Source organism: Pseudoalteromonas fuliginea (assembly GCF_000690055.1).
Lineage (GTDB): Bacteria > Pseudomonadota > Gammaproteobacteria > Enterobacterales > Alteromonadaceae > Pseudoalteromonas > Pseudoalteromonas fuliginea.
Genome location: NZ_JJNZ01000026.1, coordinates 136,165 through 156,420 on the forward strand (window position 1 = coordinate 136,165; position 20,256 = coordinate 156,420).

The 20,256-nt window shown below is 39.0% G+C and carries 24 protein-coding genes; 15 read left to right on the forward strand and 9 right to left on the reverse strand.

Going from position 1 to position 20,256, the window contains the following annotated elements:
• Positions 1-150 precede the first annotated feature (150 nt).
• Positions 151-897: a YciK family oxidoreductase gene (locus tag DC53_RS11370; RefSeq protein ID WP_033029486.1), complete on the forward strand. Its 747-nt coding sequence runs from the start codon at positions 151-153 to the stop codon at positions 895-897.
• Between the two features lie 85 nt (positions 898-982).
• On the opposite strand, the gene rluB is transcribed toward DC53_RS11370, so the two are convergent.
• From rluB to DC53_RS11350, 4 genes are all read right to left on the reverse strand, one after another.
• Entirely contained in the window at positions 983-1,852 is an 870-nt protein-coding gene (gene rluB / locus DC53_RS11365) for a 23S rRNA pseudouridine(2605) synthase RluB (protein WP_002959716.1), read from the reverse strand.
• Positions 1,849-2,439, reverse strand: a complete 591-nt coding sequence (scpB, locus tag DC53_RS11360) for an SMC-Scp complex subunit ScpB (RefSeq protein ID WP_007375387.1) — start codon at positions 2,437-2,439, stop codon at positions 1,849-1,851. The genes rluB and scpB overlap by 4 nt, the downstream gene beginning before the upstream one ends.
• 151 nt (positions 2,440-2,590) lie before the next feature.
• Complete coding sequence (locus tag DC53_RS11355) at positions 2,591-3,112, reverse strand: EF-hand domain-containing protein (protein WP_033029488.1); 522 nt, start codon at positions 3,110-3,112, stop codon at positions 2,591-2,593.
• A gap of 224 nt (positions 3,113-3,336) precedes the next feature.
• A complete protein-coding gene (locus tag DC53_RS11350; protein WP_007375389.1) occupies positions 3,337-3,768 on the reverse strand; it encodes a hypothetical protein in 432 nt (143 codons plus the stop codon).
• Between the two features lie 240 nt (positions 3,769-4,008).
• On the opposite strand from DC53_RS11350, the gene xthA reads away from it, so the two are divergent.
• The 3 genes from xthA to DC53_RS11335 are packed head-to-tail and all read left to right on the forward strand — an operon-like array spanning position 4,009 to position 6,265.
• Positions 4,009-4,815, forward strand: coding sequence for an exodeoxyribonuclease III (gene xthA / locus DC53_RS11345; protein ID WP_007375390.1), 807 nt, complete (start codon positions 4,009-4,011; stop codon positions 4,813-4,815).
• Positions 4,816-4,820: 5 nt separating this feature from the next.
• Positions 4,821-5,468 carry an energy-coupling factor ABC transporter permease gene (locus DC53_RS11340; protein WP_033029490.1) on the forward strand — a complete coding sequence of 216 codons (648 nt, stop codon included), beginning with the start codon at positions 4,821-4,823 and terminating at the stop codon, positions 5,466-5,468.
• Positions 5,465-6,265, forward strand: coding sequence for a putative RNA methyltransferase (locus DC53_RS11335; protein ID WP_007375392.1), 801 nt, complete (start codon positions 5,465-5,467; stop codon positions 6,263-6,265). The genes DC53_RS11340 and DC53_RS11335 overlap by 4 nt, the downstream gene beginning before the upstream one ends.
• Before the next feature lie 38 nt (positions 6,266-6,303).
• On the opposite strand, the gene yfbV is transcribed toward DC53_RS11335, so the two are convergent.
• Positions 6,304-6,750: a terminus macrodomain insulation protein YfbV gene (gene yfbV / locus DC53_RS11330; RefSeq protein WP_007375393.1), complete on the reverse strand. Its 447-nt coding sequence runs from the start codon at positions 6,748-6,750 to the stop codon at positions 6,304-6,306.
• Between the two features lie 285 nt (positions 6,751-7,035).
• Here yfbV and DC53_RS11325 point away from each other — a divergent pair, with 285 nt between their 5' ends.
• From DC53_RS11325 to DC53_RS11295, 7 genes are all read left to right on the forward strand, one after another.
• A complete protein-coding gene (locus DC53_RS11325) occupies positions 7,036-8,250 on the forward strand; it encodes an acetate kinase (RefSeq protein WP_033029492.1) in 1,215 nt (404 codons plus the stop codon).
• 1 nt (position 8,251) lies between these two features.
• Positions 8,252-10,405, forward strand: a complete 2,154-nt coding sequence (gene pta, locus DC53_RS11320; RefSeq protein ID WP_007375395.1) for a phosphate acetyltransferase — start codon at positions 8,252-8,254, stop codon at positions 10,403-10,405.
• A 233-nt stretch (positions 10,406-10,638) separates the two neighbouring features.
• Entirely contained in the window at positions 10,639-11,025 is a 387-nt protein-coding gene (locus tag DC53_RS11315) for an ACT domain-containing protein (protein WP_033029493.1), read from the forward strand.
• A gap of 3 nt (positions 11,026-11,028) precedes the next feature.
• The gene (locus DC53_RS11310) at positions 11,029-11,526 is read left to right on the forward strand and encodes a PTS glucose transporter subunit IIA (protein WP_033029495.1); all 498 of its coding nucleotides are present in this window, start codon (positions 11,029-11,031) and stop codon (positions 11,524-11,526) included.
• Positions 11,527-11,530: 4 nt separating this feature from the next.
• Positions 11,531-11,875, forward strand: a complete 345-nt coding sequence (locus tag DC53_RS11305; protein WP_008134091.1) for an ArsC family reductase — start codon at positions 11,531-11,533, stop codon at positions 11,873-11,875.
• Positions 11,875-13,005 carry a succinyl-diaminopimelate desuccinylase gene (dapE, locus tag DC53_RS11300; protein ID WP_033029497.1) on the forward strand — a complete coding sequence of 377 codons (1,131 nt, stop codon included), beginning with the start codon at positions 11,875-11,877 and terminating at the stop codon, positions 13,003-13,005. The genes DC53_RS11305 and dapE overlap by 1 nt, the downstream gene beginning before the upstream one ends.
• Complete coding sequence (locus DC53_RS11295) at positions 13,005-13,712, forward strand: M15 family metallopeptidase (RefSeq protein ID WP_008134093.1); 708 nt, start codon at positions 13,005-13,007, stop codon at positions 13,710-13,712. Before dapE ends, DC53_RS11295 begins: the two co-directional genes overlap by 1 nt.
• A 2-nt stretch (positions 13,713-13,714) precedes the next feature.
• On the opposite strand, the gene DC53_RS11290 is transcribed toward DC53_RS11295, so the two are convergent.
• From DC53_RS11290 to bufA2, 4 genes are all read right to left on the reverse strand, one after another.
• Positions 13,715-14,584 carry a DMT family transporter gene (locus tag DC53_RS11290; protein WP_008134094.1) on the reverse strand — a complete coding sequence of 290 codons (870 nt, stop codon included), beginning with the start codon at positions 14,582-14,584 and terminating at the stop codon, positions 13,715-13,717.
• A 39-nt stretch (positions 14,585-14,623) separates the two neighbouring features.
• Positions 14,624-15,397, reverse strand: coding sequence for an HvfC/BufC N-terminal domain-containing protein (locus tag DC53_RS11285; RefSeq protein WP_033029499.1), 774 nt, complete (start codon positions 15,395-15,397; stop codon positions 14,624-14,626).
• Positions 15,394-16,224 carry an MNIO family bufferin maturase gene (gene bufB, locus DC53_RS11280; protein WP_007375403.1) on the reverse strand — a complete coding sequence of 277 codons (831 nt, stop codon included), beginning with the start codon at positions 16,222-16,224 and terminating at the stop codon, positions 15,394-15,396. The genes DC53_RS11285 and bufB overlap by 4 nt, the downstream gene beginning before the upstream one ends.
• A gap of 175 nt (positions 16,225-16,399) precedes the next feature.
• Positions 16,400-16,858 (reverse strand): BufA2 family periplasmic bufferin-type metallophore, encoded by a 459-nt coding sequence (bufA2, locus tag DC53_RS11275; protein ID WP_007375404.1) that lies wholly within the window; start codon positions 16,856-16,858, stop codon positions 16,400-16,402.
• A gap of 224 nt (positions 16,859-17,082) precedes the next feature.
• Between bufA2 and DC53_RS11270 the strand changes: the two genes are divergently transcribed.
• The 4 genes from DC53_RS11270 (at position 17,083) to DC53_RS11255 (ending at position 20,159) form a co-directional block, all read left to right on the forward strand.
• Entirely contained in the window at positions 17,083-18,447 is a 1,365-nt protein-coding gene (locus DC53_RS11270) for a COG3014 family protein (protein WP_033029500.1), read from the forward strand.
• Between the two features lie 8 nt (positions 18,448-18,455).
• Complete coding sequence (locus tag DC53_RS11265) at positions 18,456-18,881, forward strand: YcfL family putative periplasmic lipoprotein (RefSeq protein WP_007375406.1); 426 nt, start codon at positions 18,456-18,458, stop codon at positions 18,879-18,881.
• A gap of 11 nt (positions 18,882-18,892) precedes the next feature.
• Entirely contained in the window at positions 18,893-19,513 is a 621-nt protein-coding gene (gene lpoB / locus DC53_RS11260) for a penicillin-binding protein activator LpoB (protein WP_007375407.1), read from the forward strand.
• Between the two features lie 178 nt (positions 19,514-19,691).
• Entirely contained in the window at positions 19,692-20,159 is a 468-nt protein-coding gene (locus DC53_RS11255; RefSeq protein WP_033029502.1) for an outer membrane lipoprotein, read from the forward strand.
• Positions 20,160-20,256: the final 97 nt, after the last annotated feature.

Below are 20,256 nucleotides of genomic sequence, written 5' to 3' on the forward strand. Positions count from 1 at the left end.
TAAAACAATGTAATCAGGTTATTAATGAGACATTAGACCAGTTAAACTTAACGTAAAGTTTCTATTTTCGCCACCTAATTTTGCAATAAATTCGATTACTTCACGTTTTGCTATGTTAAAATTAAAAAAATCATACAATTTGGTACTTTTATGCACACTTATCAAGCAGCTGAAAACGCACTCAAAGATAAAGTTATTTTAATAACAGGCGCCGGCGATGGCATTGGTCGATTAGCAGCCATTACATATGCAAAGTATGGTGCTACGGTTATTTTATTAGGTAAAACAACTAATAAACTTGAATGTGTTTACGATGAAATTGTTAATGCAGGTTATCCTAAACCTGCAATTGTGCCTATGGATTTAAAAGGCGCAACGAAGCAAAACTACCGCGACCTTGCCGCAACGATTGAATATCAGTTTGGCCGCCTAGATGGGCTTCTTAATAATGCCGGTATTTTAGGCTCGCTTGGCCCACTTGAGCATTTTTGCTCATCTACGTTCGAAAATATAATGAAAGTAAACGTGACTGCACAAGCTATGATCACTAAAGCCTTGTTTCCGGTTCTTCGTAAATCTGATAATGCATCAATCGTATTCACATCATCAGGTGTTGGTCGCAAAGGCCGTGAATTTTGGGGACCTTATGCCATTTCGAAATTTGCAGTAGAAGGCATGATGCAAACATGGGCATGTGAAGTAGGTAAAACAAACATTCGTGTAAACTGTATTAACCCAGGTGCTACGCGCACTTCAATGCGAGCGGCTGCATATCCAGGTGAAGATAGAGACGCGCTTGCTACACCAGAGGATTTAATGCCTACCTATTTATATCTAATGAGTGACGATTCTAATGAAGTGAATGGCGAATCGTTAGATGCTCAGGTAAAAAAATAACTCAGCCTAAGTCCTGTGTTATTTAAAAGCACATTAAAAAAGCCGCAATGAGCGGCTTTTTTGTGTTAAATAAATAACTAATTGATTATTTACGTTTAGTCGGCTTAACACGTTGATTGTGTTTTTTAACTGCTTTACGGATTTGGTTGATTTTAGCGCGTTTATCTTTGCGCTTTTCTGGCATAACAGAAAGCTTAGTCTGCGTCTCGCGACCTAATTTAACGGTTTTACGTAAATAGTTTACCGTTTCTAGATCATACTCCATCCAACCACCTTGCGGTACGCGCTTATCTAGCTCCAATTTACCGTAACGAATACGAATAAGACGAGATACTTCCGCATCTTGAGATTGCCATAAACGGCGGACTTCGCGGTTACGCCCTTCATTTAACGTTACGTTAAACCATCGGTTAACACCTTCGCCACCCATTGGGGTTACAGTCGTGAATTTGGCTGGGCCATCTTCAAGCTCAACACCACGTAGTAGGTTTTTAACCGTTTCGTTGGTTACTTCACCAAATACACGTGCAGAGTATTCACGCTCTACTTCATAGCTTGGGTGCATTAAACGGTTTGCTAACTCACCATCATTAGTAAACAGCATCAAACCTGATGTATTAACGTCTAAGCGGCCTACTGCAATCCAACGATCGCCATCAATACGAGGAAGTCGGTCAAATACAGTACGACGCCCTTCTGGGTCTTTACGTGTACTTAGCTCACCTTCTGGTTTGTTATACATAATTACACGACAAATTCTATCTGCTTTTTCTTCAATTTTCACAGTGTGTCCGTCAACACGAATTAAGTCTGTTTCCTCAACACGGTCGCCTAACTTTGCCACTTTACCGTTTACACTAACGCGGTTTGCATCAATGTATTTTTCCATTTCACGGCGCGAGCCTACGCCTGCACGGGCTAGGACTTTTTGTAACTTTTCACCTTGTATACTCATTCGGATGGTTCTCTCACAGAAGGATCACTTAATAACTGGTTAATTTTACTTTGCTGCTCTGTTGGCAGTGCTGGTAAATTATCTAAACCTGTTAACGAAAAATAATCTAAAAATTGTTTAGTAGTTGCATATAAAGCCGGTTTACCCGGAACCTCTTTATGCCCTACCACTTTAACCCACTCTCTTTCGAGTAAGGTTTTTATAATATTCGAACCCGTAGTAACTCCCCTTACTTGCTCAATTTCGCCACGTGTAATGGGCTGCCTGTATGCAATAAGCGATAATGTTTCCAGTAAAGCACGTGAATACTTAGGCGCACGTTCTTGCCACAAATTATTTAACCAAGGGCTTAAACTACTACATGCCTGAAAGCGATAACCACTGCCAACTTCGACTAGACGAATACCACGAGTTTGAAAATGTTCTTGTATAGTATCTATTGCGTCGTTTATTCGCGCCATAGAAATAGCTAAATCTATTAATACTACGTCTTTAAGGTGGCGCTTACTAACAGGCTTATCTGCAACAAAAATAGCTGCTTCAATGATCTCAACTAGTTGTTCATCACTAATTCGCCGACCCGCCATACACACTCTTAACAAATAAAAATACACAGCCATCTATTATGACAGAACAACACCAAACTAGGAAAATATATCTACTAAATAACTAGATTTTAAACACAAAAAAGCCAGTGATTATCACTGGCTTCTAATTTACTCTTTAAAACAACAAATATTAGCTGCGTTTAATTGCTTCTAGTGCGTCATCTTCGGCTACAGCATTACCGTATTTTTTTATGTAACCCTTAAACTCACTTCTGCTGATGCGCTTATCTTGGTTTTCATCCATATAATCAAAATGATTTGAAATATCATCATCGTTGCCTTCAGCAATCGAAATATAACCGTTGCTATCATTATCTAAACTTGAAAAACTACTCTCAATTTTATCAAACTTAGCTATTTCAGCTTTAAACGCTGATTCACTTACGTCACTATCAGTCGCCACTTTACCTGCATTTAGCTGCATGTAGGCGTTAAATTCTTTACGGCTAATTTCATTATCCATATTGGTATCAATATTCGAAAAATGCTCCCAGATGCTATCATCATCCGCTTCGACTTTTGAAATGTAGCCATCGCTGTCGTTGTCCAGGCTTGCAAAATCACTGTCTATTTTCTCAAGGCCTTGATTTGAAGAGCAAGCCGCGAGGCTCAAAGATGCTAAAATTGTTGTTGCTAATGTTAACTTTTTCATAAGACGTGTCCTTGTAATTAAATAAATGTCACTTTAGCTAATACAATTCGGATGCCAATGTTAGTTAACTAATTAAAATCAAATAGTTACAAATAAATAGAGCATTTAACAAACAATTTCAATAAGTTATATCTGAAAACTTTGCAAAGTGCTTTGTAATTTTTGCAAAAAAAAAGCCCAGTATATATAAATATACTGGGCATGCTTTTCAAATCTTTGTGTTATTAAATAGCCGCATTTTGATAACGTTTTACAAAATCAGTTACTTTTTGACCATTACACTTTAGAGAGTTTAAATTACCGATTTTTTGACGAACTGGCGCTAGACCTTGTTTTAAAGCAGTCATACACAGTTGTGTTTCTTGTTGAGTGTCTTTAGCAAACACTTCAACTTTAGTTTTAATCACTTCAGCAGTTGTTCCTTTTTTAGCAATATCACGAATATCTTCGCCATTACACAAAATACTTTGTGAAAAGCGTGATAAAAACACACCATGCTGGGCTGCTTCTTTACGAGCGGCAGAAAAGCCTTCATTGGCACTTAATACACACAATTTAGATTCTATTTTATTATCTTTACTAAAATACGAATTACTTTGTGCCGAGACCGTAGTTGATGCTAAAAGTGCTGCGGCTAAAATTAGTTGTGTTTTCATGTGAGATCCTATTTGAACGAGCTTATTGAGTGATTTCGCGCATTATATAACCTACTTTTTAGATATCAATTGAATTTTTTATTTATTTAACAAATTAATATAGCATTAACAATGTTTAAACTTTAAGCACCATTTGGTCAACAATTATGCAGCGATTTTCTCCATTTCAGTCATGTTATGTACGCGTAAATACTGATACAATTTGGTGCATTAAATAGAACCAATTTTAAGGTAAATTCAATGAAAGTGATTTCTTTCAATATCAATGGTCTGCGTGCTCGTCTTCATCAATTACAAGCAATTATCGATAAACATCAACCAGACGTAATTGGACTGCAAGAGATTAAGGTTCATGATGAGGCGTTCCCACTAGAAGATGTGCAAAAAATGGGATACCACGTTTATTACCATGGTCAAAAGGCACATTATGGTGTGGCTATGTTATGCAAGAAAGAGCCTAAATCGGTCTTAAAAGGATTTGCTACCGATACAGAGGAATCGCAAAAACGCATGATAAGCGTTACTGTAGAGCAAGAAAACGGTCGTGATTTAACCGTAATGAATGGTTATTTCCCGCAAGGCGATAATATCAATCACGAAACTAAATTCCCTTATAAACGCCAGTTCTATATTGACTTGATGACTCACCTTGAAACAAACCATACACCCGATCAAGATATAATTGTTATGGGCGATATCAACATATCACCTACCGATTTAGATATTGGTATTGGTGAAGTAAATGCTAAACGTTGGTTAAAAACGGGTAAATGTTCTTTCCAACCGGTAGAGCGTGAATGGCTTGCAACATTACTTAATTGGGGCTTTAAAGACACCTTTAGAGAACAAAACCCAGAAACAGACGATCAATACTCGTGGTTTGACTATCGCTCTAAGGGGTTTGTAGATAACCGAGGACTTCGAATAGATGTAGTACTTGCAACTAATGAGCTTGCAGCACGCTGTATAGATACTGGTATTGATTACGAACTGCGCGGTATTGAAAAACCCTCAGATCATGCCCCTATATGGTCAACATTTAAGTAATTACTATGCTCAGCATAACAATACAAGGGCTACTTTGGGCCCTTGTAATTATTATTGCCCTACTAAGCTTTAATAAAAAAACATATAAAACATTGCTTAATACGCCAGCCCGTCAAACTGGCGTGCTTGCATGTGCGTTAGTGTTTGCAGTGCTTTGGCGAATAAAAGCAGGAATTTTAACTGGTCTCGATTTACACATATTAGGCGTTACAGCTGCAACATTAATTTTAGGCTGGCGATTGACTATTTTAAGTAGCCTACTTGCCACAGCCCTACTGACTGCATTTGGTCAAATTGAACTTGAACTGTTACCAGTTCAACTGCTTATTGGTGCGTTTATTCCTATTTTACTAAGCTACCTTGGCTTTATAATTAGTTACCAGTATTTACCTCGTCATTTTTTTGTTTATATATTTGTTTGTGCGTTCATAACTGCAGGGGTTATAGCCTGTATAAAAATAAGCCTAGGTGCTTTATTTTACTTAGCTATAGGGCAATACAATTGGCAAGAACTCGCAGATAACTACGTTTATTTAAGTGCCATAATTTGGTTTCCTGAAGCAATGCTCAACGGTATGGCTATAACAGTTATGATCACCTATCGCCCGCATTGGGTAAAAACTTTTTACGATAAGGACTACCTAGACTCATGAGTCTACAATATCAATGCCCACTGTGTAACCACGCACTTTTGAAAACTGATTCAACACTTCGTTGTGCTAACAACCATAGCTTTGATGTTGCTAAAGAGGGCTATGTTAATTTACTGCCTGTGCAACAAAAAAACTCAAAACAACCAGGCGATTCGCTTGAAATGGTACAAGCTAGGCGTGCATTTTTAGAGCGTGGCTATTATGGCTTTTTGCAACAAAACCTTAGCGACATAATCAGTAATATAAGTGCAAATACTATTATTGATTTGGGATGCGGTGAAGGGTTTTATACTCAAGCAATAGCAAGTAAAACAAACGCAGTTGTGTACGGCGTCGACATTTCAAAATCTGCGGTTAAATATGCAGCAAAGCGCTACCCTAATTGCAACTTTAGTGTGGCATCAATTAGCCAAGCGCCTTTTGAAAGCCAATTTGCTGATGTACTTGTTAGCGTATTTGCACCTTTGTTTGAGCAAGAGCTTGAGCGCCTTGCAAATCAAAGTGCAACGTTAGTGGTTGCAAGCCCAGGTCCTTGTCATTTAAAAGAGTTAAAGTCGTATATATATTCAAAAGTAAACGAACATACTGAAATATCTTCGCCAAAAGGGTTTCAAAAATCAGAGCAAGCTCTTTTAACAGAGCATGTCGCGCTTAGCTTTACTGATATTAAAAACTTAATAATGATGACGCCATTTGCATGGAAGTTCAGGCCAGAACATTGGGAAGCACTCAAGGAAAAAGGCGAGCATACTGTCACCTTGTCATTTTACATTACGCAGTTTACAAAAACTGCATAATCAAATTTGGAGTTATTTAGGCGTAAGTTTAACGACGTCTAAAATTGCTCTTTCGTAAACGCTTTATCCATTTTATCAAACATGTCTTTAAGTAGACTCGCAAGCTCCAAATAACGAGGCTTTTTTTCGCTTAACTGCGCTTGATAACCGTTGGCAACCATTTTTGTATAAAGCTCGTGATACCACTTTTGCATGGCTGGCTCTAAAGGTGTTTGCGCGCGTTTACCTAGCCACAATAAGCCTTGCAACGGTAACGAGATAAAAAATAAAGCACTCGCAATAGCTTGCGGTAAGAAGTCTGGACCTAGGTAATTCAGCTGAAAAAATAACGTAAGCATGGCTAAAATAGGCATAACTGTGATCGCAAGATCAGTAGCTTTAATAACCTTAAACTCGATGAATAGAGGTGCTAGTTCTTTTCTCATTGGCCATTGTTTTGCATACAACCGCCCTGTTTGTACTTGTGACATCACACTTTTTTGCATCATGACTCCTCACAGTGACTCTATTAAAACACAATACTAAATTGATTATCTCTAAAGTGTAACACAATTTTAAGGGCTTTTACTTTCTCAGTAAAAGTGCTTAATTTTGCTGTTAAAGTGTGCAAAACACTAAACTAAATTCCATAACTGGGGTAAAATATTTCGCATTGATTCAGCTACATTTTAGTTTAGCTTAATTAAATGTTTTAGCCTTATTTATCACTCTGAGTGTAACGATTAATGTTTCACGTTCACTTACTAAATTTTGTTTATGGAAATGAATTTATGCCAACAACCTCCCCTAAGTCACAACACGTTTTAGTACTAAATTGTGGTAGCTCCAGCTTAAAATTTGCCATTATTGATGCAAACACGGGCCACGAAATTATATCTGGTCTAGCAGAGCGCTTAGGTGCAACAACTCCTTCTATAAAATATAAATTCAACGGCGCTAAAACTGTCATTAACTTAGTATCAGGTCAAGCCCATGCAGAGGCAATAGATACGTTAGTAAGCCTAATAAAAGATCATAGCTTAGATGAGCAACTTATTGCTGTGGGTCATCGTGTTGTGCACGGCGGCGAGCATTTTACGCAATCTGTTTTGATTGACGAGAAGGTCATTGCGGGTATTACACAGGCAGCAACACTTGCGCCACTTCACGGACATGCTAATTTATTAGGCATTGCATCTGCACAGGCATCGTTCGAAGGCTTACCACAAATAGCCGTATTTGATACTGCGTTCCACCAAACGATGAATGAAGTAGTTTACCTTTATGCACTGCCATATAAGCTATATACAGAATTTGGCGTTAGACGTTATGGGTTTCATGGCACAAGCCACTTTTATGTTGCAGGCCAAACAGCAAAACTACTTAATCAACCTATTGAGCAAAGTAACTTTATCAGTGCCCACTTAGGTAATGGTTGTTCAGTGTGTGCTATTAAAAATGGTAAGAGTGTAGATACCAGTATGGGCCTAACACCACTAGAGGGCCTAATGATGGGCACCCGTAGTGGCGATATAGATCCAGGCCTGTTTAACTTTTTAACCACGCAGCTCGATTACACTGCACAGCAAATAGATAACTTGCTCAATCAAAAAAGTGGTTTATTAGGTATCAGCGAGCTTTCTAATGATTGCCGCACAATCGAAGAAGCGGCTGTTGCCGGTAATAAAAAAGCAATACTCGCGCTTGATATGTTTTGCTACCGTCTTTCAAAACAAATTGCCGCTTATATGGTACCACTACAACGCCTTGATGCGATTATTTTTACCGGCGGTATTGGCGAAAACTCTGATATTATTCGTGAAAAAGTAATCTCACAGCTTGCCTTTTTAGGACTCGATTGCGATCAACAAGCTAATCTTAATGCTCGTTTTGGCCAAGAAGGTATTATTAGCTCTTCACAGGCACGTAGTAAAGCCGTTGTCATGCCTACAAATGAAGAGTGGGTTATTGCACTTGATGCTGCAAACATAGCAAAGGAGCTTTAATATGGCGCGTCGTATTATGTTAATTCCTGTCTCTACAGGTGTTGGTCTAACCTCTGTCTCTGTTGGTTTAGTCCGCGCTCTTGAGCAAAAAACAGTTAAAGTTAACTTTTTTAAACCAATTGCGCAGCCCCGCTCGGGTGAAACGGGCCCTGAAAAATCAACGCAAATAGTTACCCAAGGCTCACCGATTAACCCACCTACACCTTTTGCACTCGATTACGCAGAGCAAATGATTGGCGATGGCAAAGGTGACGACCTACTAGAGGAAATTGTTGAGCGTTTTGAGAGCAAAATAAACGACGATGAAGTAGCCATCATAGAAGGTATGGTCCCTACTCGTCGTCAACCTTACGCTGGACGTGTAAATCGTGAAATTGCACAAACACTTGGCGCCGACATTGTATTTGTACTCACCCCCGGTAATTACAGCATTACACAAATAGAAGACCGCCTTGAAATCGCAGCGGGTAACTATGGTGGAATTGATCACCCTCGCGTACTTGGCTGTATTTTTAATAAAGTAAATGCGCCACTTGATGAAGAGGGCCGCGCTCGCGCCGATTTAGTTGACACCTACAAACCAGAAGAACTTGAAAACGAATTAAATCGTTTAGCGTCGTTACCTATTTTTAGAAAAAACCCGTTTATGTTACTTGGTGCAATTCCGTGGGATTTTGACCTCGTCGCACCTCGCGTAAAAGATTTAAGCGCGTATTTAAAAGCAACGATAATAAACGAAGGCGATATGCTGCATCGTCGCCTGCGTCGTATTACTTTTTGTGCGCGTACAGTGTCAAATATTTTAAATTACTTTACCCCAGGTGCCTTATTGGTAACACCAGGCGATCGCTCAGACATACTCGTAGCTGCATGTTTATCAGCTATGAATGGCACTAAGCTTGGCGCTATATTACTCACCGGTGGCTTTGAGCCAGAGCCACGTATTATGGCCTTGTGTGAGCAAGCTATGCAAACTGGCTTGCCTATACTCGCTACTGATGGCGATACATGGCGCACCTCGTTATTACTGCATAACTTTAATATGGAAGTACCAAACGACGACGACCAACGAATTGAAAAAGTAAAAGATCATAACGCTGAACATATTGATTCTGACTGGTTAGACACGTTAGCAAAAAGCGTAGGTAAAACACGTAAATTATCGCCTCCAGCATTTCGTTACTTGTTAACAGACAAAGCCCGTAAAGCCGGAAAAACAGTTGTGCTACCAGAAGGCAATGAACCTCGTACTATTAAAGCGGCTGCTATTTGTGGCCAACGCGGCATTGCTAAAACTATATTGCTTGGCGATCGCGAAGAAATAATGCGCATTGCAGAGCAACAAGGGATTGAGCTTAACGAACACGTAAGTATTATTGAGCCTAAAAGCATCATTAATGATTATATTGCGCCTATGGTCGAAATTCGTAAAAGCAAAGGTCTAACTGCCGTAGTCGCGCAAGAGCAGCTGCAAGATAACGTGGTACTTGGCACAATGATGCTTGAGCAAGGTAAGGTAGATGGCTTAGTGTCGGGTGCAGTAAACACCACTGCCAATACAATTCGCCCACCACTGCAGTTAATTAAAACAGCGCCAGGATCATCGTTAGTATCATCCGTGTTTTTTATGCTGCTGCCTGACCAAGTGTTAGTTTATGGTGACTGTGCGATTAACCCAGACCCTAATGCTGAACAACTTGCAGATATAGCTATTCAATCTGCCGACTCTGCTGCTGCATTTGGTATAGAGCCGCGTGTAGCTATGATCAGTTACAGTACGGGTACGTCTGGCACGGGCGCTGATGTAGAAAAAGTACGCGAAGCCACAAAAATAGCGCAGCAAAAGCGTCCTGATTTAATCATTGATGGGCCACTTCAATACGACGCAGCCATTATGGAAAACGTGGCACTTAAAAAAGCACCTAATAGCCCTGTTGCAGGTAAAGCGACTGTATTTATATTCCCTGATTTAAATACAGGCAATACTACCTATAAAGCAGTACAACGTAGCGCTGATTTAATAAGTATTGGTCCAATGCTACAAGGTATGCGCAAACCTGTTAACGACTTAAGTCGTGGTGCATTAGTTGATGATATTGTGTATACCATTGCACTAACGGCCATTCAAGCAGCACAAGCTGAAGCACTTAATTAAACATCAACACTCACATGTGCTTTTTATAGCCTAGCTATTATTTATTTAATAATTAACTAGTTAGGCTATTTATACCCTGCAACCCCCATACTTATCCACAGAAATTGTGGGTAAGTTTTTCTACCTTCGGGAATTAACTCACTTACTATCAGGTTAGTTACTGTTACACCTTTAATTTAAAGCTAATAATCTATACTATAAACCTACCGATATTGCTGTTTCGCAGGTTTTTAATGTCAAAACAAACATTACAATTACACAGCACCGTTTTATCTATACATAGCTTAGATATAGATGCCGACATACCTGCGGCGCTGTTAAAACTCCCGTTGTTTTTTATTTCTAAAACCCACGACGAACTTTCAATTGTATGCCCTAGTAGCTTTGAAATAAACAGCCTAGACACAGAGCCAAATTGGCAAGCACTTGAAGTTGTTGGCCCACTTGGTTTTTCGCTAACCGGGATAATGGCCAATATTTCGGGCGTATTAGCACGTGCTAAAATATCTATATTTTCAATTTCAACCTACGACACCGATTACATACTTGTAAAAAAGCAAACTGCACTTCAAGCTATTACGGCACTAAAAAAAGATGGCTACAGTGTGGTGGCTGAATAAATTATGAAAGCACAAAAAGTAGAATATATTGCGCAAAACAAAATACCTCGTAACGCCATTAATATTACCAGCCCTTTTTCAGGCAAAGTACTGGAGCTAAATGAACATCCAGAACCTTTGTTTAGCTTTGGCACACTTGGGCCAGGTATTATAGTGCAACTAACTAACCATAAAATTTTAGCGCCGTTTGATGGCACTTTATTACAGGTAAAAAATGCAGGCACGGAGTTTATATTACAAGCAAAAAATGGGTTGAAAGTGTTAATCAACTTAACCATTTCAACATCGCAACCAATTACACACACTCATATAGCACAGCTCAATGGTAGCAAAATAATCAAAGGCCAACGCCTTGCTTATTTTGATTTACGAGAGCTTGATACTCCTATGCTTGCTAGCCTAATTTTACTAAATGGCCACAACCTTGGTACATTTCATTACTCTCACTCACTGGTACAAGCGGGTGAAGACACTCTATTAACTATTATTAAGAAGAATTAAATCTATGATTACCTTATACGGCATTAGCAATTGTGACACGATTAAAAAAGCTAAAAAATATTTAACCGATAACAATGTCGAATTTACTTTTCACGACTACCGTAAAGATGGCGTGAATGAGCAAATGGTGAGTGACTTTGCTGATAAGCTTGATTGGGAACAGCTTGTTAATAAACGTGGTACTACTTATCGTGCATTAACTGATGAGCAAAAACAAAGCTTAACTAAAGAGAGTGCTATTTCACTGTTAGTTGAACAACCTGCAATGATCAAACGTCCGGTACTCGTAAACAATGGCAGCTACCATTTAGGTTTTAAAGCAGTTCAATACGATGAGATTTTTAAATAATGACTGTTGACGTAATTGCACTCGCTCAAGCGCTAATCCAACGAGAGTCAGTAACCCCCGAAGATGCTGGCTGCCAACAAATGATGAACGATCGCCTTGCTGCGGTTGGTTTTAATATAGAGCCATTATTTTTTACCGACACACTTAACACTTGGGCTCGAAAAGGCACACAATCACCGCACTTTTGTTTTGCAGGTCACACCGATGTGGTGCCAACAGGCCCTGAAAAAAATTGGCAACATCCGCCGTTTTCAGGATTAATAAAAGACGGTCTCTTACATGGCCGTGGCGCTGCTGATATGAAAGGCTCACTTGCAGCAATGCTTGTAGCAACCGAGCGTTTTGTTACTAAGCACCCAGATCATAAAGGTTCAATTTCATTTTTAATTACTTCTGACGAAGAAGGTCCATTTGTAAACGGGACGACTCGTGTAATTGATACGCTAGAAGCACGCGGTGAAAAAATCGATATGTGCCTAGTTGGCGAACCTTCATCACGAGATGTACTAGGTGATGTTGTTAAAAATGGTCGAAGAGGCTCACTCACCGCTTTTTTAACCGTTAAGGGCGTACAAGGGCATGTAGCCTACCCTCATTTAGCACAAAACCCAATTCATCTAGCAACCCCTGCACTTACTGAGCTTAGCCAAACGGTGTGGGATAACGGAAATGAATACTTCCCTGCTACCAGCTTTCAAATTTCAAATATTAATGGCGGCACAGGTGCTGGTAATGTGATCCCGGGTGAACTAGAAATACAGTTTAACTTTAGATTTAGCACGCAAGTAACGCATGAGCAATTACAACAACGTGTAAATGACATTCTACAAAAGCATAACTTAAATTATGAATTAAGTTGGATAGTAAATGGTTTGCCTTTTATTACCGAGCACGGCCCCCTTGTTAATGCCACAGTCAATGCTATTAAATCGGTAACCGGTTTAACCACAAACCTAGAAACCACAGGTGGCACATCTGACGGGCGTTTTATTGCGCAAACAGGTGCTAAAGTAATTGAACTAGGGCCACGTAACGCTACTATTCATAAAGTAGATGAATGCGTAAGTACCGATGATTTAATAGCCCTTACCAACATTTACGAGCAAATATTAGAGCAACTTTTAACATAATGGATGCCACTCAACCAACACCAATAATGTGTATTACAGGGCAAAGTGATACACATTTAACTGATATACAAAATCATCGCTTGCACAGCGCTATTACTAGCGACTTTTTAGCACTACAAAGTGCAGCTCAAAAAGCGGGATTTGATCTTACTATTGCCTCAAGTTTTCGCGACTTTGAACGTCAGTCAATTATTTGGAATAATAAGTTTTTAGGTATTCGACCTGTTTATAATAAACAGCAAGAAATTGTAGATTTAACTAAGCTAAGCGAGATTGATAAATGTATAGCTATAATGCTCTACTCTGCACTACCTGGGGCAAGCAGGCATCATTTAGGGACTGACTTAGATGTGTTTGATAAAGCCGCAGTAAGTGATGATTATAAGCTACAGCTAACACCTGATGAATACCTGCAAGGTGGGCCGTTTGCACCTTTAAGTAACTGGCTTGATGACAACTTGGGTAAGTTTGGCTTTTATCGCCCTTACCAGCATGATTTAGGTGGCGTCGCACCTGAGCTTTGGCATATAAGCCATATTAAGCAGTCACAATTATTAGTGAATAAACTTAGCGAGCAAGTACTTTTTGAATGTATAAAAAACAGTGAACTACAGGGCAAGCAGGCAATACTTGATAACTTACCTGCTATTTATACACGCTTTGTAACAAACGTAAGCACACCCCTAAAAGAAGGCTCGCTCAAATAATATTATGCCTTCTTTTTATTTAAAATAAATACCAGCACAGCGCCTAAAATTAACGCGCTTGCGACTACAAACTCCATTGTTACCTGCTCTGATAAAAACAAAACCCCGGCAATGGCTGCAAGTACCGGCACACACAACTGCACAACAGCAGCTTGGGTACTTTTAAGCAGTGGCATAGCTACATACCAAACACTGTAACCAATCCCAGATGCTATCGCACCCGAGGCACACGCAAGTAACACCCCTTCAATACTCATATTTTTTAAATAACTCATACCTACAAGTAATAAAACAGGGATAGCCACTAAGCTTCTTATAAAGTTAAACCCAGTAGTACGCAGTGGCGATACACACACTTTACCGCGAATACTGTAAATACCCCATGCTATACCGCTGAGTGCCATAAGTGATGCACCAAACAGTGAAGGCACTGCAGCGGATGGCAGCATTAAATATACAAAGCCGCCTAGCGCCACTATAAACGAGCACCACTGAAGCACACTTAATTGCTCTTTTTGATAAATACCCCAGCCAATCATAGTAAGTTGCACAGCGGAAAACAAAATAAGTGCGCCAGTGCCTGTATCGAGCTCTACGTAGGCAATCGAAAAACAAAGTGCATAAACCAAAAGGCTAATACTGCTTTGCCAGCTTCCTCTGTCACTTATAATAGCGGGGTTAAATGTGCCTTTACGTTTTAAATTATGGGTATAAATAGCCATTATAATGCCCAAACACGCTGCACCACTTAGTAAGCGAATAACTGTAAAGTTCCAAGCATCTATATAGCCTTCGGCTAAAGCCATTCTGCAAAAAAGAGAATTTGCGGCAAACGCAATTAAAGCAATGATTGTGTATATGGTGGCTTTCAAAAAAATTCCTTTGCAACAAAAAAACATTGTTGTTTAAACTTACTCGTTAATTAACCAACCACGTTCAAGCCACTGATTAATTTTAGTAATTAAAAACCCAGCGATTTGCTCACCAGGGAGCTCATTTAAACAGGATTGGCATAACTGTGCAAAGGGTGTGTTTTGTTTTAATAGATTCAGCAAGCGATGCTCTTGTTCATCAACGCTTAAATATTGTGTACGCCTGTCAATATCACGTGCAATAACCCAAAAGCGAGGTTCTGAGGCTATTGGTTCTGGCGGTGTTTGCTTTTCTTTTATTGCCTGCCAACTTTCAACCGCCAACGTATTAAACGCGACTAACTGTACACTTGGATGTAATTTTAATAGTAAATTTGGCCATTGCTGTGGTTCAATACTTTCAAGCTCTGATACATTGAGTAATGTTTTATCGCTTGCATCAAACGCGCTTAGCAATAGTCGTTCAAATTTGGCTATATCTGCAAGTATGGGGTAATCGTTAAAAGGAGTATTGGTGGCTAAGTAATCAGGTAATTTATCTGCAAAAATTCGTAGTGACGTATGAGTTGAAGGATATAAAGCTAAATAACCATCAACCATCATCTCAAATAAATCATCACCTAAGTAAATGCCCAACTGTTCGTGATCTTGTTCTACAACAGCTCTTAAACGAATTTTATAAGCGTTTTGATAAATAGAGAGTCGCTGTTGTGTGTTTAACTGCCCTTGCTGCGCAATTTGGTCGCTAATATCCGAACTTTCACCTTGCAGTAAATCCATAAACTGTTGTTGCAGCTTCGCTAAATCGCTCATGCTCTAATATCCCAAAACGGTTTCACTAGCGTTTTAGCATGCTCAAGCTCAGTTATTAAATCATCAAGGGAGCCAATATTATCATCGCGTTCAATCATAGTACTTACAGGGCCTAATGTTTTTGCATACTGAGCATATAAGTCCCATACCGCATCTGGGACATCTTCATCATGAGTATCTATAATATGCGTACCAAAGTCTTGATGTCCTGCTAAGTGAATTTGCGCAATAGCAGTACTCGGAATAGCCGATAAATAATCCATTGCGTTAAAGTCGTGATTACGTGCACTTACATAAACATTGTTTACATCCATTAAAAACTTACAGCCAGTTTGCTTATGTAATTGCGCTAAAAATTCCCACTCACTCATTTGTGAAGCGTTGTATGTTAAATAACTCGACACATTTTCAAAAATCATCTCTCGGCCTAGGTAGTCCTGAACTTGCGATATTTTATTAGCTAAATGTTCAAGCGCCTCATTGGTGTAAGGCATTGGCAGTAAATCGTGGCTATTTATGCCGCCAACTTGAGTGAAGCATAAATGATCAGACACCCACTGCGGCTCTACTCTTGCAATGGTGTTTTTTAACTGATTTAAATAGTCTTTGTTGATTGCGTCTGTACTACCAATCGACATTGATACACCATGCATCACAATGGGGTAATCAGATCTGATTTTATTTAAATAATGCCAAGGTTTTCCACCGGCTACAAAATAGTTTTCTGAAATAATTTCAAACCAATCTACAGCTGGTTTCTCTGCAATAATTTGCTCAAAATGAGGGGCTCTTAGTCCTAAACCAAAACCTAAAAAACGATTTGTCATAAACTTCCTTAATAAGCCTGAATAATAAAATACATCGTTCAGGCTTATTTTATGCGTTCGATAAATTTTTATACCAATTGCATTAAATTTGTGATCTATTATAGCGCTAAGAAAATAACGCAATAAGTGTGCTATTTAATGCGATAAAAAGATCATATTTTTAATAAAATTGGTATTAGCTACCTACAGAACCACCAATGTCACCACATGCTTTTGCTGGCATTGATACAAAACCAGTCCCTTTACATGATGCATGTCCAGCGCACGCGTTATTAGCTGTTTTACAATCATTATGACCGCCACATACATTTACATCATTACAATGTACTAAATCAGCTTTAGCTACACTGCCAACCCATTTATCTTTTACTTTACCGCCAACGTCAGCACACGCTTTTGCAGGCATAGCTACAAAACCAGTACCTTTACATGATGCTTGACCAGCACATGCATTTTCAGCTGTTTTACAATCGTTATGACCGCCACACACATTTGCATCGTAACAATGAACTAAATCAGTTGTTGCGCCATTATTTGCAACAGAACTTGATGGTGATGTTTCTGCCTCTGTAGCATTACAACCAACTAAACCTGCAACCATTACAGCCATTGCTGCACCTGTGAACTTTTTCATTTTTTATTTCCTCTGAGTGATATAACAAATAGCTAGACCGTAAAAGCTAAATTACTATTTCAGTGTAGTTGATAAAAATTAATAGAATTCACGTTTTGTTCACCAGTGTGATCTTATATTTCTAGATTAGCAGGCAATTTTACTCTACGATTTTTTACAATATTTCACACATTTAGCTAAAAATAATATGTTAATGTATGCAGGTAAATTAAGAGGAGTGCGCAGTGCGCCTAAGTATAACTTTAAGCTTTTGTTTTATTTTAAGTGGGTGTAGCACAATAGGTTTTAGTGACCTATTTAATGACTATGCCACGCAAATGACACCAATAAGAAATGCGATCGAGAAAAATAACATCGAAGAAGCGCAATCCCTTATTGCTAATAATAGCACCCTGCACAGCAGCTACTTACTCAACCAACTCGAGCAAGCTCGTTTAAACGACTTAGCGAATACAGCAAATGATGCACAAAGCAAATTCGAGAATGTGTATACGCAAATGCAAAAAAAACGTGAAGCCGCCAAAATACAGGTAAGTGCAGGGCTTGAACAAAGTAATGCGTTATTTACTAACGACTCAGCCATTACCTATGTTCCACCTGCTTACGAAATGAGCATGCTTCATAGCTATAAAGCACTTAACTATGTATATAAAAATGATATTGAAGGCGCTTTAGTAGAAATTCGTAGAGCTAATAAAGTACAAGTTGATGCACTTGCAGAAAATCAAACTGAAGTAGACTCAACAATAAAAGAAGCGCAACAGCACTACCCGAGTATGAACAATGTAACCAGGGATGTAAAAAATGGCTTTCAAAATGCCTACACGTTTTACTTATCTGCTTTGCTTTACCAAAGTGCTAAACAATACGACGATGCTTATATTGATTATAAAAAAGCACTCGCTATACAACCTAACAATATTTATTTACAACAGGACGTAATACGCCTTGCTAAAAAACAAGGGTTTGCGCAAGACTTAAGTGAATTCAAAAAACGTTTTAGTGATGCGCCAACTATTTCTTCATCACAAGGCGAAGTGATTGTTTTATTTGAACAAGGCTTAGTACCAAAACAAGATGAATTTAAACTGCGCTTACCAATTTATTCATCACGTGGCGATGCACGCTTTTATAGCCTAGCAATGCCGGTATATAAAGATAACGCCTATGTGCGCCGTTTTAACACCATAAACATTGATGCACAAAGCTTAACGCTTAGTCCACTGGTACACATTGAAGCACTTGCAGCCAAAACATTAGAAGATCAAATACCTGCAAAAGTAGCCCGTCAAGTACTTAGGTTAGTGGCAAAAGAAAAAGTGCGTGCAGAATTTGCTCGCAGCGCCGGTGATGTAGGTAACATAATTGCCAATATTTATAATTTGGCATCTGAGCAAGCTGATACACGCAGTTGGCTTACGCTTCCAAATCAAATAAGTGTTGCAAGGCAAAACCTAAATACAGGTGAGCATTCTCTGCATATAGGCACACAAGCGCCTATAAATTTCACCATTAGTAAGCAAGGGTTAACGTTAATTTACTTAACCTCTATCAATAACTACTTTAATTACCACGTAGTTCAACTTTAGGAGCCATCATGAAATACATAGCGCCATTATTAGCAGTACTAATGCTAAGTGCATGTTCAAGTAAACCGATTACATCCGGTATTTCTGTTGAACAAAATAAAAGCCAGTTTAATGAGCAATTACGTGTTGATAACCCAGCTTTAAGTAAAAAGCTGACTATAACTGACATAAAGACCCGTCAAACAAACCAGTTAACCGATGTGGTAGTGACACTTTCGAGTCAGTATAAAAAATCACAGTATTTACAGTATCAATTTAATTGGTTTGATAAAGACGGCTTTGTTATTAAAGGCAACCACTCACCTTGGCAAGCACTCACCTTATTTGGTTTTGCAAAAACACAATTACCGGGCTTAGCACCAAGCTCTGATGCAGTTACCTTTTCTTTAGCAGTAAGAGAAGTGTCTACCGAATCACAAGAATTTAAAGATTAAAGGAAACAACCATGATCATCAGTAACAAATTTAAAACAGCATCAACTTACGCTTTAGTTGGCTTGAGCGCTTTAGTATTAAGTGGCTGTGCTAATAAAGCCGTAGTAAGTTATGGCGACGCACAAGCCGTAGAAACAACCGATATTAATTTTGGCTCTACTGACTTACAAAAAGTAGCGAGCCAAATGACCGATTCATTACTCAGCTCACCCGTTGTTGGCACAATGACCGCTAATAAACGCCCTGTAGTATTTGTTGAGCGTATTAAAAACAAAACCAGTGAACACATTGATACTGAATCAATCACCGATTCAATCTCAACACAAATGCTACGCAGCGGTAAGTTCCGTTTTGTAGATATGACGCGTGTTGAGTCAGTACGTGAGCAATTAACGTTTCAGAACGAAGATGCCCTTGTTAACCCTGCAACAGCCGTTGCATTTGGTAAACAAATTGGCGCGCAATATATGTTATACGGAAATTTATCGAGCATAGTTAAATCAAATGCCGATAAATCAGACGTATACTATAAATTTACGATGCGTTTAATGGATATGGAAAGCGGCCTAGTTGAATGGGCAGACGAAACTGAAATTCGTAAAACGAAAGAAAAATCAACCTTTGGCTGGTAGCTAATACCAATCGGCTTATATATGGGGTCTATTTAACGTTAAGAAAATTACGCTAGTACTAGACAGAGATTTTTGTATCTAGTGGTTCTAAATAAAAAATTTTTAACGACGTTATAGCGCAATTTAATTCGTTAAATTGATCAAAGATTTATGCAGGTTGGTATAAAAGGAGCAAGTTATGAAAGCAATTACTGTAATTATGTGCGCTTTACTTACAATAAGTGCGCCTACGTTTGCTAAATACGAGCGCAATAAAGCAGTCCCTGTGCAGCAAGTTTTATTTGGTGACGTAAAATCGGTACGCAATATTACCGAACAAGAAATCATTCAAGACAAAAACAACGGCTGGAAAACCTTCGGCGGTGCATTACTCGGCGGTGTTGTAGGCAACCAGTTTGGTGGCGGCAGCGGCCGCACAGTAGCAACAATATTAGGCTCGGTAATTGGCGGCAGTATTGCGCATAATAGGCAGCAGCAAAGTCATTATCAGCAAAATCATTTTGTAGAGTTATTAATACAAGTTGAAAACGGCGACCAGTTTATGGTTGTTCAAGATCAAGACCAATCAATGCGCTTTAGCAAAGGCGATAACGTAAGATTAGTTTACTTGAACGACAACACAGTGCGTGTAGATAAAGCGTACTAGGACGTGCTGAACTTTGGTGGTTGAATTTGCAGCAGAATGTTTGGTGTTTCGACAAGGCGGAACCTATGAACGGTGGTTGTTCCCCATAAATAGGCGA